We start from the raw sequence: 13,947 nt of genomic DNA on the forward strand, positions 1-13,947 counted from the left end.
GGGCGGGGGCGGGGGGGGGGGGTGGTGGGCCGGGGGCGGGGGGGCGGCGGCGCCGCCCCGCCGCGGGGGGGGCCCCGGGGGGGGGGGCCCCCCGGGGGGGGGGGGGGCCCCCCCCCCCACGACCAGCGGTGTGCGCACTCCGGGTCCGGTGACCTGGCGGGCCAGTTCGCAGGCCAGGGCGCCGGTTCCGGAGTACCCGCCCAGGACCAGCCGGCCCGCCGAGCGGGCGAGCCGGGCCAGCACGTCGGCCTGGGCGTCCTGCCGGCCGGCGGTCAGCCGCAGCGCGGTCAGGGCTTCGGGTCCCCGGTAGTGCCGTACCAGCTCTTGGTGTCCGGTGTGCGGTGCGCCCGGGGCGTCGAGCAGGCACACGGTGGCCGCCGTGGGCGCCGATGCGCCGCGCAGCACCACCAGGGGGGCCGTGTCGTGGGCGGCGGGGCCGTCCGGGACGCGGGGGGTGGCGGTCCTGGGCATCCAGGCCAGCACGTCGGCGACGGTGGTGGCCGCGTTCGCCGTGACGGGCAGCAGGCGCAGCAGGCGCACGGTGTGGGCCAGCAGGGTGCGGGCGGTGCCGCTGTCGACGAGGTCCAGGTCGTAGGCGCAGGTCAGGACGAGAGCGCGGCGGGTGTCGTGACCGGCGCGCAGGCGCAGGGCGTATCCGGCGGATGTTCCGGCGGCTTCCTGTTCCTCCAGGCGGATGCCGTGCGTGGTGAGTTCGTCGCCGTAGGCGGTTTCGGGGCGCGGGCCGCAGTCGAAGGCGAGCAGCCCCCCGGACCGCGGGCCGAAGCCGCCGGTGGTGGTGCCTTCGCCGGTGGTGGTCCATTCGTAGGCGGACAGGTCCATCACCAGGTCGCGCAGGGTGCGCAGCAGCCGGGGCAGTTCGAGTGCCGGGTGCAGGGCGACGCTCAGGGGCAGCGCGTTCTCGAAGGGGCCGGGGACGCCCTCGATGCCCTCCAGGAGCAGCCCGCGGCCGGGAAAGTCCACGCCGAAGCCGACGACCGCGGAAGCGGGAGCAAGAGCGGGAACGGGAGCGGGAGCAGGTGCGGGAGCGGGTACGGGTGCGGGTGCGTTGTGGCGGGCGCGGTAGAGGAGCAGCGCCCACACCGCCTGCAGGACGCTGCTCTCCGCGACGCCCCAGCGTGCCGCCCAGTGGGCCAGGCGGGTGCTGCGGGCCGGGGACAGCGCGGCGCGCAGCACGCCGGTGCCGCCACTGCCCGCGGGCCGTCCCGCACCCGCCCCGGATACGGCCGCGGATACGGGGGTGAGGGCGGCCGCGGATACGGGAGCGGGGGCGGGTGCAGATACGGGGGCGGGTGTGGGGGGCCGGTGGGCGGGCCCGCGCCAGAAGTCGTGGGCCACGGCGGACTCCTGGGCGCCGAGCCGGCGGGCGCAGTCGCCGAGGTCGGGACGGCGCCGGCCGCCGGGCAGCGTCCCGCCCGCGAGGTAGGCGCGGCAGCACTCGCGCATCAGCAGCCGCGCGCTCCAGCTGTCCAGCAGGGCCCGGTGATAGGTGAGCAGGACGTCGGTGAAGGGTGCCGGCGTGTCCTGGGGGCCGCTGTCCAGCAGGGCCAGGCGTACCGCTGCCGGGCGGCGCAGGTCGAAGGCGCGGGCGCGTTCGCGGGCCGCCAGTGTCGTGCGGCGCAGCGCCGTGGTGGCGGGGTGGCGGACGAGGTCGGTGAAGGTGCGCTCGAAGACGACGGCGCGGGGCCGCGGGTCCCACACGAAGGCGGTGCGCAGCACGCTCTCCCGCTCGCCGACGGCGTGCCAGGCCGCTTCGAAGCGTGCGGTGTCCAGGGGGCCGTGCCAGCGCCACAGGATCTGCTCGGCCTGGTGGCCGGGCCGTTCCAGGGCGTCGGCGAGCCGCTGCTGCTGCAGGGGGGTGACCGGTTCGGTGCGTGCCAGCGTGCGGCAGTACGGGCCCGGTACGGCGGCACCGGGCCCGTCGTCGGGGCAGGGCTCGGGGGCGGCGGTGAGGAGGTCGGCGAGCAGGCCCACGGTAGCGGGCGCGGGCGCGGTCTCGGTGCCGGACAGTTCGACGCTGTGCAGGCCGTCTTGGTGTCGCAGCAGCCGAAATCCCGGGTGGCGGGCACCGGGACGGATCTCCGCGACGCGGTGCAGGGCGCGGTGGAAGGAGGCGGTGTCCAGTGTCCCGTGCAGTTCCATGGCGGTGTGCTCCCCCTGTTCGGGGTCGATCACCGCGCACACGCCGGCGGGCCGGTCACTGTTCATCGCCTCCCCCTTTCCGGACACCCCCGTACGGAACGAGCACCTGCGCCTCGGCTCGGGGGGCCGGCGTGCGGGCCCCGGCGGGCGGGGGACGCGCCGACAGGGCCGAAGCCGCGGCCACTTCACGCTAGCTCCGGCACGTCCGGGCCGTCCGTTTTCTCCAGCGCCCCGCGAACGGTCCTCGATTCAGACGGCCTGCCGCCGACCCGGCTGCTGTCACCCGGCTCGCCGCCGACCCGGCCTGCTGTCTGCCGTCTCAGCCCGCTGTCGTCCCGGCTCGCCGCCGTCCCGGCCTGCTGCCGCCCCGGCCCGCCGCCGTCTCAGCCCGCTGTCGTCCCGGCTTGCTGCCTGTCGTCCCGGCTCGCCGCCGTCTTCGCTACGAGCAGGTCGTGGCACTGCTGGATCCGGCCCGCGGCGTCGAAGCGGAGCTCGGCGGCCAGCGACCAGGCCGCTCCTTCGGCACGGGCGGTGGCGCGCAGGGCGACGACGTCGTGGTCGGCGACGACGCTCTCCAGGGTCAGCCCCAGCCCGTCGGGCAGCGGACGTCCGCCCGTCACGCCGTCGCCCGCCCAGTGACGGGTGAGGCAGTTGACCTCGCCCCGGTTGCCCGCCGCGACCAGCGCCAGAACGAGTTCCCTGTTGCGCTCGCGCAGGCTGCGCGCGGTGAGGAGTTCATGCAGTGCCCCGCTGAGGGGCTCGGTCAGTGCCAGTGTCATGACGAGAGGCCCTTCCTCGTGGTCCGTCATCCCCTGCGGCCGTGCGGCCGGCCCGGAAATCATGGCTGTTCGCGCTGGAGCGGGAATGGAGGACGGGTAAATCCCGGCACGGATCGGCCCACGGGCGGGACAGTCCTTTTCCGGGAAGCCGTGAAATGATCCTCGGCCGGTTCTTTCTTTTCTCCGCGTTTTTTCGAAAATCATTTCCCGGCCAATGCGCGGGCGGCCCGGCGCGGGTTTTGCCCCTCCCGGCCGTGGTGGCGTCCCGCGTCCGGCCGCGGCTCCACCGCCGCTGTAGGCGGCGTGGCCAGGCTGGCCCGGTGGGGGGTGGACCGACCGACAGGACCGCTATGACGTTGGCCGGCAGGACCGCGGTGATCACCGCCGTGACGGATGCCTTCACCGACTGCGCCGCAAAGCGCTCGCGCGCCCTCCCGGCGAAGGGGCCCGCGGGCCGGGGCGGGAGCGCGCTCGCGCCTGCCGATCGAGTGGGCGGGCGGGTGCCGTGGACACACCGCGTTCACCGCGTTCGTCCGCGGCTCCGGCGGCGGTGGCCCCCCGCTTCCGCGCGCCCCCTGTCCCCCGGCCTCCGCGCCTCCCGGCCCCCACCGCGGCCCTACTGCGGTGGGCGGGTGCGCCGGCGAACAGGCCCGGGAGCCCGGGGGCTTCGACGAGGGTTTCGGACCGGCGGGGGCGGTGCTGCGCCACGGCCCGCGCCGCCGGCTTGCGCGCGGACAGCGGCCGATGAGACGACGACACACAAAAGGCGACACACAAAAAAAAGGGGTGAGGTCAGCCATGGCCTGGGACAAGAAGTTCGAGGAACTGCTGCGTGAGTACCTGCCGTTCCTCGACGCCGGTGAACCGCTGGAGGCCGACACCGACCTCAGGCTCTCGGGTCTGGACTCGCTGGGCGCGGTGGAGCTGCTGGGCTCACTGGAGGGCGCCTACGGGGTGCACTTCGTGGACGATGCCCTCTCCCTGGACACCTTCGCCACACCGGGGGTCCTGTGGGCGACGCTGACCCGGCTGCGGGCGCTCGTGTGAGCCCTTTTGCCACGCAGGCCCAGGGGCCGGACCCGATGGCGGTCCGGCCCTTGGGCCACGGACCGGCGGCGGTACGGGAGGGCGGGAGGGCCGCCGGCACCGGGCCGGGCGGCGCCGTCCCTCACGCCGCGAACAGGTCGAACGTCGAGCCGTGGCGCGGTCCCGCCAGCAGCTCCAGCTGCGGGTCCACGGCCAGCATGGCCTGGTGCATGCGCTGCAGCTGCGGGGAGGGCTCCACGCCCAGCTCGTCGATGAGCCGGATGCGCAGCCTGCGGTAGACCTCCAGCGCGGTGGCCTGCCGGCCCGAGCGGTACATCGCCACCATGACCTGGGAGTGCAGGCCCTCGTGGTGCGGGTGGCGGGCGGTCAGCTCGGTCAGTTCGGCGATCAGCTGCGCGTGGCGGCCCAGCCGCAGGTCGGCGTCGATGCGCCGTTCGACGGTGACCAGCCTGCTCTCCTGCAGCCGCATCACCTCGATCTCCAGGACGGGACCCAGTCTCACGTCGACCAGCGGTGCGCCGGTCCACAGGTCCAGTGCCGTGCGAAACCGTGCCGCGGACACCTCGTCGTCGCCTTCGACGAACGCCGTCTGTCCCTGGCGGATCAGTTCCTCGTAGGCGTGCACGTCGACACAGCTCTTGTCGATCTGCAGCAGGTACCCGCCGTGCCGGGTGGCCAGAACGTCCTTCGCGCCGGACGGTGCGCCCGGGCCCATGGCCGTGCCCAGCCGCCTGCGCAGCTGGAGTATGTATGTCTGAAGGGTCGTCAGTGCGCTCGCCGGAGGCTCGGTTCCCCAGAGTTCCTCCATGAGCGTGGGAACAGGCATGACCCGTCCCGGGTAGAGCGCCAGCAGCGACAGGATCTGTCGCGGCTTGCCGGCCGTCGGAACGATTGATCCCCCGTTGACCTCGGCACTCAACGGACCCAGAACCTGAATCTCCATGGCGGCCTCCCCACCTCGTCGAGTTCCTTGTCCATTTCCTTTTTATGGCCGGAAATCTCCGCCGCTAGGCACGCTAGCCGTGTCCGTGCCCCCCGAGCGTTTTCCTGTAGCGGTCCTCCAGCGGTGCTCCACGTGAGGTGGTGCGCCGAATGCGTGCCCGCGCCGAGAACTCCGGCGTCCGGAGGGGAATTGACCTCTGGATTCCCCTCCGGATGCCGGACGGCGGGCAATATCGCGCCGCCCGCACTCCTCCTTTTTTGCCCCTCAGGTGCGGGTGTGCGGTGCGCCGCCCACGGGCTCGGGCAGCGTGATGGTGTGCGGTGCGGCCCGGTCCCAGGGGAATCCCTGGTGCAGTTCCAGGTGCGGGGCGGGGTTCTCGTCCGCGGGCAGGGCCACCGCGGCCAGTACGCCGGGCACCGGTTCCAGTTCCAGCAGCCTCCAGCGTCCGGCCAGGTCGTCGGCGGGCGGCTGGAAGGCGAGCACTCCCCGGTCGTCGTCCAGGGTGAAGGCGAACTCGTCGAAGGGCAGGCCCAGTCCCAGTCCGCGGGCCTTGGAGTAGGCCTCCTTCAGGGTCCACAGCCTGAGCACCCGGCGGTCGCGCCGCCGTCCCGGGGGCGCCTGCCGCGCCCAGTGCTGCTCTTTGGGGGTGAAGGTGGTCAGGATGGTCTCCAGGGCGCCCGCCTCCCGGTCCAGGCACTCGACGTCGACCCCGACGCGCTGGGCGCGGACGATCCCCAGCAGGCTGTAGCCGCCGGCGTGGGAGAGGTTGAAGTCGAGATGGCCGCCGCCCCGGGGCAGGCCGCCGGGCAGCGGCTGCAGGAAGGGCCGCCCGCGGGAGGAGCGCCAGATGACCAGCTCGGCCTCGCCGAGGCCGGCCTCCAGCGCCAGCGCGCGGCGGACCAGGGTGTGGGCGACGAGGTACTGCCGGCGGTCGCGTTCGAACAGGAACCGGGCCGCGGTCTCGTTCTCCCGTTCGTCGAGCCAGTGCGCGGCCAGGATGCCGGTGACGGCGGGCGGGAGGGCGTCGTTGGGGCACAGCCACAGCTTCACCGGGGGCGCCGTCTCGCGGTGCGGGGCGGGCGGGGTGGTGGGCGGCTCCGGTGCGGTGATGGTCATGGTGTCGTCTCAGTCCGTCTCGGTTCGCCGTCCCGCCATGGACGAAGGGACGTCGCGGCGCCGGGGCCGCCAAGGCCCCCGGGGGCGCAGAACTGCCGGTGCTCCACAGGTGGTGGCCCCCGTTCAGGCCGGACGGTTCGCCAGGAGCGCGGCGGCCTCGTCGACACCGATCCGGTCACCGCGCACCGCGTCGAGGAGCGCGAGCACCTCCTGCCGGGACAGCCCGGGCGGCCCTGACACCGCGGCCGCGGCCGGTCGCAGCACCCCAGACACCCCAGGCACCGCAGGCACCGCAGGCACATCGGAGGCTTCGGGCACCGCAGGCACCGCAGGCACCTCGGGCGCTGCGGCGGCCTCGGCCGGGAGGTTGGCGCGGGCTTCGGGGGCCGCGGGGGCCGGTGCGCCCCGGGTGCGGGAGGCGATGTAGGCGGCCATCGAGGCGAGGCTGGGATGCTCGTGGACGGTGAGGGGACGTTCGCTCAGACCGTAGGCGCGGTTGACGCCGGCGGCGAAGTCCGCCGCCAGGATGGAGTCGATGCCCAGCTGGGCGAAGGCGGCGCCGCCGTCGATCTCCCACGGGTCGCAGTGCAGGATCTGTGCCAGCTGGTGGCGCAGCACCTGCAGCACCGCGGCCACGGCAGCGGAGTCCTGGACCGCGGAGGCCTCGCCGCTGCCGCGGCGCAGGGCCGCCAGGTGGCGGGCCAAAAGGGCCGGCGTGGCGTACTCGTAGAGGTCCGCGCCGGCGATCCGCAGGCCGAAGTGCCCCTCGATGGCCGAGACGAACTCGACGGTGAGCAGGGAGTCCAGGCCAAGGACGGAGAAGGGCTGTCCGGGGTCGACCCGGTCGGGGTCGGCGTGCACGACACGGGCCAGCACGGCCGTGAGCTCGGCGAGGATGTCTCCGTGGCCGTCGCAGGGCGGCGTCGGCTCGCTGGTCATCAGGTCTCGTCCCTTCGTGGATGCGCCCCGGCCTTCGGGCCGGGGTGGGGGTGTCTCCCGCTCGCGGGAAACCAGGCTCTGGCCAAGCGGGGCACGCCTGCGGGACAACCCGGACCCCGGCCGGACAGGGGCAGGGGCGGAGGCGGAGGCGGGGCGAAACCGGCTCCGGCCGGCCGGGCGGGGCGGGGCGGGAATGTCCGCGGCACCGCCCCGGGCGGGCGGGCCTCTACCGGCCGGCGACGGCCCGGGCCGCGGCGTCGGGACGGTGCACCGCCCGGGCCGTCGGCGCCGGGGTGGTCTCGGGCGCGTCCAGCAGGATCGAGTGCTGGAGCCGGCGCAGCCGCGGGGAGGGCTCCAGGCCCAGGTCGCGGCCGAGGGTGGTGCGCAGGTGCGTGTAGGCGTTGAGCGCCTCACCGCGCCGCCCCGAGCGGTGCAGCGCGATCATGAACTGGGCGTGCAGGTTCTCGTGGCTGCGGTAACGGCTGGTCAAAACCGTGAGCTCGGCGAGGACTTCGCGGTGCCGGCCGAGCCGCAGGTCCGCCTCGATGCGCTGGTCCAGCGCGCACAGCCGGCCCTCGTCCAGGCGCCTGGCCTCCATGGCGAGCTGGGCCCCGGTCTGCACGTCCGCCAACGCGGATCCCGACCACAGGCCCAGGGCGGCGGCCAGACTGCGGGAGGCGCCCGCGAAGTCACCGGCGTCCATCGCCCGGTAGCCCAGCCCGGCCAGGCGGTCGAACTCACGGACGTCACTGGTACCGCCCGCGGCGGCCAGCAGATACCCGCCGGGCAGGGTGACCAGGACGTCCTTGGCGGTGCGGCGTTCGGGCCCGGCGGCGGACCGCTGTCCGCCACCGCGCTCCAGCGCCGCCCCGATGAGTTCACGCAGCTGCAGCACGTAGGTCTGCAGGGTGGTGCGGGCGCTGCGCGGCGGCCGGCCCGACCACAGTTCCTCGATGAGCGAGGCGACCGGCACCACCCGGTCCGCGTGCACCGCCAGCAGCGCCAGCACCTGGCGGGGCTTGGGCGCCGTCGGGGCGATGGACACCCCGTTCTCCCTCACGTCCAGAGCACCTAATACGTCGATGTCCACGCCGTCTCCCCTGTCCACGTGCGCTGCTGACACTCCAACATTAAAAAACAGCACAGGCGGTATGTCAATACGAGACCGGTCGCCCTGTTTTTGAGCACCCGTCCAGCAGCGGTGCAGCGGTCCCCGAGGGCGGCCGTTCACGCGGCGCCTCCGCGTTCACGTGGCACCTCTCCTGGAACGGCGGCCGTTTCCGCACCCCGCACGCCGGTCCGCGGACCGGCGCGGGGCCGCCGGGCCGGAGGTGCGGGGCCGCCGGGCGGAAGGTGCGTGGCCGCCGGGCGGGGAAAATGCGTCCGCGGGAGCGGACCGGCTCTCCTGCCGGCCCCGCCCTCAAACAGACCGGGAAGTCTCCTCGTTGCGGGCGCCGCCGCCGGGAAGCCTCACCGCCAGCTGTGCGCCCCGTGGTGGTCCTGCCCGCGCAGCCACCAGCGCGAGCCGCCGGCCGGCCGCACCGGCTGCCGCCCGGGTGCCGGTGCGGCCGGCCGGGCGCGCAGGGCCAGCAGTACGACGGTCAGCGCGGCCAGTTCCTCGTCGGTCGCGGTGCCGCGCTCGACACGCAGAGCCGGCTGTCCGCGGTCCAGGTCGCCCATGGCGCCTCCTTGTCTGGCGCCACCCTTCGCCACACCACTCAAGAACCGCTCTCGGCCCGCTGGACGACACCCCGACACACCGGAACCCGTCCGGAGCGCCGGACGGCAGACCCTTCCGACACGCCGGGAGGCAGGGAGGTCACGGCACGTCAGGAGGCAGGAGGTCCCGGGGCTCCGGGAGACAAGAAGGTCCCGGGGCGCCGGGAGGCAGGCGGGCGGGGAGGTCACGGCGCGCCGGAAGGCAGGGAAGTCCCGGGGCCGTACAGGCGGTGCGGGGCCCGACGCTCCGAGGGCGCCGGGCGGCAGGCGCTCCCCGGCGCGCCGGGAGACAAGGAGGTCCCGGTGTGCCGGCAGGCAAGGAGTCACGGCGCGCCGGGAAGCCGGGGGCACGGTGCCCGTGCAGGCGGTGCGGGGCCCGGCGTTCCCGGGGCGCCGGACGGCAGGCGCTCCCCGGGGTGCCGGGAGCCAGGTGCTCCCGGGGCGGCGGGAGTCAGGTGCTCCCCGGGGGCGGTGGGGGTCAGGTGCTGCGTGCTCGTACCGCCTGCAGGGCCTGGGACAGTGCCCGGGCGCTGTCGGCGGCGTCGCCGGTGCCGGTCATGACCACGGCCACGGGCGCGGCCGCGCCCGTTTCCCGCGCGGTGCGGCGGGCGGCGGCGTGGGCGACCCGGCCGGCCGGCCCGGCGCCGCACACGGTCAGCCGCCGTCTTTCGCCCAGGAGTTCTTCCAGGGTGCCGGCCGGCACCTGTCCCCCGGTGAGCGTGAGCGAGACGATGCGTTCGGGCCCCTCGTACTGGCGCAGGAGCGTGTCGTACGCGCCGGGGGTGACGCCGGGGACGGTGAGCAGGCACACGAGGTCCGCCCCGGGTTCCCCGGCCCGCAGCACCGCCGGTGCCAGGGGGGTGCCGGCCGCCGGCGGTGCTGTCATGGCGGGCACCTGCGAGGTGCCCAGCAGGCGCAGGGCGTCGGCGACGGTGAACGTCTGGTCCGGGTGGTCGGGCAGGCCGCGCAGCAGGTGCAGGCACTGTGCCAGGGCGTCGGAGGCGTCGGTGTCGGTGAACCTGGCCCGGTCGTACAGGGCGCTGAGCACCAGGCAGCCCTCGCTGTCGTGGTGCGCGGCCAGGGTGATGGGCAGGGCCGTGGCGCCGCCGGCGCTGTGTGCCACGCCCGCCCCGATGCCCTGCGCGGCGAGTTCGGCCCGCAGGTTCACCGGCGGCTCGAAGCGGCTGTCGAAGCGGACGGTGCTCTCGGTGAGAGGGGATCCGGGGGCGCGCCCGCTCCACCGGCGGACCTGGTCGCCGCCGACCCAGGCGTAGGCACTCAGATCCAGTGCCGCGTCCCGCACCCGCAGCAGCAGGTCCACCAGCGGCGCGGCCGGGTCCACGGTGACCGTCATCGGCAGCGGGTTGCCGAGCAGTCCGGGGATGCCTGCGGCCCCGCGCAGCGACAGGTCCCGTCCCGACAGGTGCACGCCGAAGGCCACCGGCAGCGGTCCCCCGGTCCCGGCCGCCCGGTACAGCAGCAGGGCCCACACCACGTGCAGGGCGCTGCTCTCCCCCGCGCCCCGTCCCGCGGCCCAGGAGCGCAGCCGTGAGGCCTGCGGCGCCCTGAGCCGGCGCCGGACGCGGCCCGTCCCCTCGCCGCGCCGGGGTAGAGCGCCCGGGCGGGCGGGGCTGACGGCGGCGCCGGCCGGCGGTGCGCCGGCCCTCCAGAACTCCCGGGCCGCGGCCACGTCCTGGCGGCTCAGCCAGTGGGCGTAGTCCCGGATGTCGGGCCGCCGGTCCGCGCCGGGCAGCACACCCCCGGCGAGGTAGGAGCGGTAGAACTGGCGCACCAGCAGGCGCGCCCCGCGCTCGTCGAGCAGCGCCCGGTGATAGGTCACCAGCACCCGCACGGGCACCGGCCGCCCCCCACCGCCACCGGTGGCACCGGTGGTGGCGGGCGGCCGGTCGAGCAGGGACACCCGCAGCAGGCCCGGCCGGTACAGCTCGAAGCCGCGGTCGCGGTCGCGGCGCAGCAGTTCGTCCCAGGCGACGTCGGTGTGCGCGTGGCGGACGACCTCCAGGACCGCGTGCTCGTGCAGCACCAGGCGGGGGGCGCCGGCCCCGTCGAAGGACGCCCGCAGCACCGCCTCGCGCTCGGTGAGGGACTGCCAGGAGGTGACGAACCGGGTGAGGTCGAGCGGGCCCGTCCACTCCCAGTGGATCTGCTCCACGTACCGGCCGGGGCCGCCCTGGCCGGCGACCGCGGCCGCGAGCAGCGCCCGCTGGTGCCCGCTGACGGCGAGCGTGCCCGCGGCGGGCGGCGCCAGCAGGTCGGCCAGCAGGTCGTCGCTGAGCGGTGCGCCGGATCCGGCCGGGCCGCGGGGGGTGAGCCGCAGAAGGTAGCGGCCCGGGCCGCCGGTCCCGGGCGCGCCGTGGGCCGCCCCGCCCCGCGGCGGGCCCGGTGCCTCGTCCAGGGCGACGTCGTAGGACCGGTGACGCCGCGCGACGCGGGCGGCGACCGCCTCGGCGTCCGTGCGGGGCAGTCCGCACAGTTCCAGGACGAACGTACGGTCGTGGGCGCCCGGCGGTTCGTGCACGACGGCGACAACGGCGCCGGCGCGCGAGTGATCACTCCTCATCCGCCCCCGGGATGCCGGACAGCCCCGCCGCAGCAGCCCTGCCCCTCACCCGGACCTCCCTTTTCGAATCGTTTCTGCACAGCCGGCCGCAAGCCCGCGGCCGGCCCACCGGGGATCTCTGCTCACCGCGGTGGGCCGCCACGCCGCCCGGAAAAATCCAGGACCCGGCCGCCGTACGCCCCCCGCGCACCGTCCGACCCACCCGACCCACCCGACCCGTCCGACCTGTCCGGCCCGGCCGGTGCGTCCAGCCCGGCCGGTGCGTCCGGTACGGCCTGGGCGTCCGGTGCGGCCTGGGCAAAGAGAGCCCGTAGGCCCTGCGGCGCCGGCTGCGACCCCTGCGACTGCGGTTGCTGCTGCACGGCGGGTGGCTTGTCCGGTGCGTCCTGGACGGAGGGGGTGCGCGGCGCCTGCGGCGCCGGCTGCGGTTCCTGCGGCGGTGCCGGCGCGGCGGCCCGGTGGTGTGCCCGGCCGGGGCGCTGCCCTTCACCCCCGCCCCCGTCTTCGCCCCCGTCCCCGGCTTCGTCCTCGTCCCCGCCCTCGTCCTCGTCCTCGTCCTCGTGTTCGCGTTCGTGTTGGTCGGGGTCTTGGTCTTGGTCTTGGTCGTGCCGGTAGGCCTCGCTCACCAGGTAGCGTCCATCGACGAGGTGGGTGGCAAAGGACCACTGCCCGGCCGTGTCCCCGGCGAGCCGGGCCCTTCCGGTCGCGTCCCACTCGAAGCCGATGGCTGTGAACCGGCGCCGCATGCCGTGCCCGAGCGCCTTGGCGTAGGCCTCCTTCAGGGTCCACAGGCGCAAGAACGCCCCGGTGCGCTCCTGCTCGGGCAGTGCCTCGAGCAGCCGGGCCTCCTGCGCGGTGCACACGTGCTCGCACAGTGCGGGCAGGGAGATCCGGCGCCCGGCGGGTTCGGCGTCCACGCCGAGCGGTCCGACGCGGCTGACGCCGACCACGATCAGCTCGTCGGTGTGCGCGAGGCTCACCTGCAGGTCCGCGCCGAGGCCGCGCAGCACGGGCCGCCCGCCCGGCAGGTAGGCCAGGTCGAGCCGGCCGGCGGGAACCTGCAGCACCTGGGCCGCGGTGTGCTTGAGCACGGTCCGCGAGACGGCCAGGATCAGCCGGCCGGCCGGGGCCGGATGCTGCCGGTAACGCGGCCAGTCGCGGCCCAGCAGGGTGCGCAGCTCGGGGTCGAGCAGAGCCGCTGTGAGCCACTGGCCCCAGGTGGTGTGCACCACCGCCCGTCCGGTCAGCTCGATGCGTTCCTGGACTTGCTCCCACGGCCCGTCGGGACCGGGCACATGGCACGGCACGGGCGCGGGCGCCGGTGTGACGCTGTGCGGGGCGCCGTCCTGGCTCACCACGCCGTCCTCCTCGCGTACAGGTCGCAGTCCACGCCGTGCGCCGCGCGCCGGGCCAGTTCCTCCCACACGATCGGCTGCGCATCGGGCAGCGGGGCGGGCAGCGGCAGCCCGAGCCGCACGGTGATCCGCCCCAGCGCCAGCAGCGCCCAGCCCGCACCGCCCAGGAAGGACCCCCCGGCCGCCGTCTCCCGCGCGCCGAGCGTCCGGGCGGCCAGCACCAGCAGGGCCTGACGGTCCGCCAGGGCACGCGCCGCGGGATCGGCGGGATCGTGCACGGCGGTGGCCGCGCAGGCGGCGCGCAGCGCCCGCTGCTCGGTACGCAGCCTGCGGCCCAGGCGGGCCAGCGCAGCAGCACCGGCCACCTCCCCGATCCCGGCACCGGCCGCCTCCACGGTTCCGGTGCCGGACGCCTCCACGGTTCCGGTGCCGGACGCCTCCCCCGTTCCGGTGCCGGACGCTTCCACGGTTCCGGTGCCGGACGCTTCCGCGGTTCCGGTGCCGGACAGCGGCGCTGTGTGCTGTGCTCCCCCGGCCTGCCCCGCGGTGCCCGCCGTGTTCAGCCCGCGCACGATGCGGGCCTGAGCGGCGCCGGTGGCCGCGCGGCCGGCTCCGGCGAGGACCCGGTGCCGCACGATCCTTGCCAGCGTGCGCCGTTCGAGGCTGTGGTCCTCGAAGCCGCACTCGTTCAGCACCAGTTCGAGATCGCCGAGCAGTTCGACGGCGAGCCGGGGCACGAGACAGCCCGCGACGGCAGCGAGCAGCTCCCGGTCCGGGGCCGGGACCGTGTCGGAATCCGCGTCCGCGTCCGGGTCCGGGTGGGGGTGGGGGTGCTGTGGGGTGGCCGGGCAGGCGCGCAGGGCCGCGGCCGTCAGGCTCTCGCAGGCCAGCAGGTCGGCGAAGACGGTGGCCAGGACCGGACGCCACTGGCGGGCGGCAGCCTGGTGGCGGCTCAGGCCGTCCACGATGCGGGCCGTGCTGTGCAGGACGCCGCCCGCCGCCGCGAGCAGTGCCGCCGGGCCCAGCAGCGCGGCCGCCGGGTGCGGCACCGCGGCGTGGGACAGCGGACGGATGCTCCAGGCGTGGGCGAGGGCGAGGTCGCGGCGAAAGAGCGGGCGCAGGGCACGGGCGAGCCGGTCGGCGCCCGGCACCTCGGCGGGGCCGGGCAGGCCGGCCGGCGGGGCGGGCAGCGCGCCGGGTTCCGCCGCCCACAGGGCACGCCGGCCATAGGGGTTACGGGGATCGCGGGGGTCACCGAGCAACGCCTCCAGACGCGCCGCATGCCACGCCGCACCCAAGGACGCCTGG

11 protein-coding genes are annotated in these 13,947 nt (G+C 75.7%); 1 reads left to right on the plus strand and 10 read right to left on the minus strand.

Translation table 11 applies throughout. From position 1 onward, the window contains the following. Both ACF07B_RS07765 and ACF07B_RS07770 read right to left on the minus strand, forming a co-directional pair. Window positions 1-2,226, minus strand: a 2,226-nt coding sequence (locus tag ACF07B_RS07765; RefSeq protein WP_392178176.1) for a condensation domain-containing protein, incomplete at its 3' end; no start/stop codon positions are given. 317 nt (window positions 2,227-2,543) lie between these two features. Next, window positions 2,544-2,939, minus strand: a complete 396-nt coding sequence (locus ACF07B_RS07770) for a hypothetical protein (protein WP_392178177.1) — start codon at window positions 2,937-2,939, stop codon at window positions 2,544-2,546. A 798-nt stretch (window positions 2,940-3,737) separates the two neighbouring features. Between ACF07B_RS07770 and ACF07B_RS07775 the strand changes: the two genes are divergently transcribed. Then, window positions 3,738-3,986: an acyl carrier protein gene (locus ACF07B_RS07775; protein WP_362395477.1), complete on the plus strand. Its 249-nt coding sequence runs from the start codon at window positions 3,738-3,740 to the stop codon at window positions 3,984-3,986. Between the two features lie 121 nt (window positions 3,987-4,107). Here the strand turns inward: ACF07B_RS07775 and ACF07B_RS07780 are convergent, their stop codons facing one another. The 8 genes from ACF07B_RS07780 to ACF07B_RS07815 form a co-directional block, all read right to left on the minus strand. Beyond that, a complete protein-coding gene (locus tag ACF07B_RS07780; RefSeq protein WP_369486588.1) occupies window positions 4,108-4,929 on the minus strand; it encodes a BTAD domain-containing putative transcriptional regulator in 822 nt (273 codons plus the stop codon). Between the two features lie 264 nt (window positions 4,930-5,193). After that, window positions 5,194-6,045: a 4'-phosphopantetheinyl transferase family protein gene (locus ACF07B_RS07785; RefSeq protein WP_392178178.1), complete on the minus strand. Its 852-nt coding sequence runs from the start codon at window positions 6,043-6,045 to the stop codon at window positions 5,194-5,196. A 123-nt stretch (window positions 6,046-6,168) separates the two neighbouring features. Then, the gene (locus tag ACF07B_RS07790) at window positions 6,169-6,984 is read right to left on the minus strand and encodes a phosphopantetheine-binding protein (RefSeq protein ID WP_392178179.1); all 816 of its coding nucleotides are present in this window, start codon (window positions 6,982-6,984) and stop codon (window positions 6,169-6,171) included. Window positions 6,985-7,210: 226 nt separating this feature from the next. After that, the gene (locus ACF07B_RS07795) at window positions 7,211-8,074 is read right to left on the minus strand and encodes a BTAD domain-containing putative transcriptional regulator (protein ID WP_392178730.1); all 864 of its coding nucleotides are present in this window, start codon (window positions 8,072-8,074) and stop codon (window positions 7,211-7,213) included. A gap of 380 nt (window positions 8,075-8,454) precedes the next feature. Then, window positions 8,455-8,664, minus strand: a complete 210-nt coding sequence (locus tag ACF07B_RS07800) for an acyl-CoA carboxylase subunit epsilon (protein ID WP_369486431.1) — start codon at window positions 8,662-8,664, stop codon at window positions 8,455-8,457. Window positions 8,665-9,181: 517 nt separating this feature from the next. Further along, on the minus strand, window positions 9,182-11,284 hold the full coding sequence (locus ACF07B_RS07805) for a condensation domain-containing protein (protein ID WP_392178180.1): 2,103 nt from the start codon (window positions 11,282-11,284) through the stop codon (window positions 9,182-9,184). A 122-nt stretch (window positions 11,285-11,406) separates the two neighbouring features. Next, window positions 11,407-12,642 (minus strand): 4'-phosphopantetheinyl transferase family protein, encoded by a 1,236-nt coding sequence (locus ACF07B_RS07810; protein ID WP_392178181.1) that lies wholly within the window; start codon window positions 12,640-12,642, stop codon window positions 11,407-11,409. Further along, complete coding sequence (locus tag ACF07B_RS07815; RefSeq protein ID WP_392178182.1) at window positions 12,636-13,901, minus strand: hypothetical protein; 1,266 nt, start codon at window positions 13,899-13,901, stop codon at window positions 12,636-12,638. Before ACF07B_RS07815 ends, ACF07B_RS07810 begins: the two co-directional genes overlap by 7 nt. Between the last annotated feature and the right edge of the window lie 46 nt (window positions 13,902-13,947).

Origin of the sequence: Streptomyces sp. NPDC015532 (assembly GCF_043078065.1) — a bacterium.
Lineage (GTDB): Bacteria > Actinomycetota > Actinomycetes > Streptomycetales > Streptomycetaceae > Streptomyces.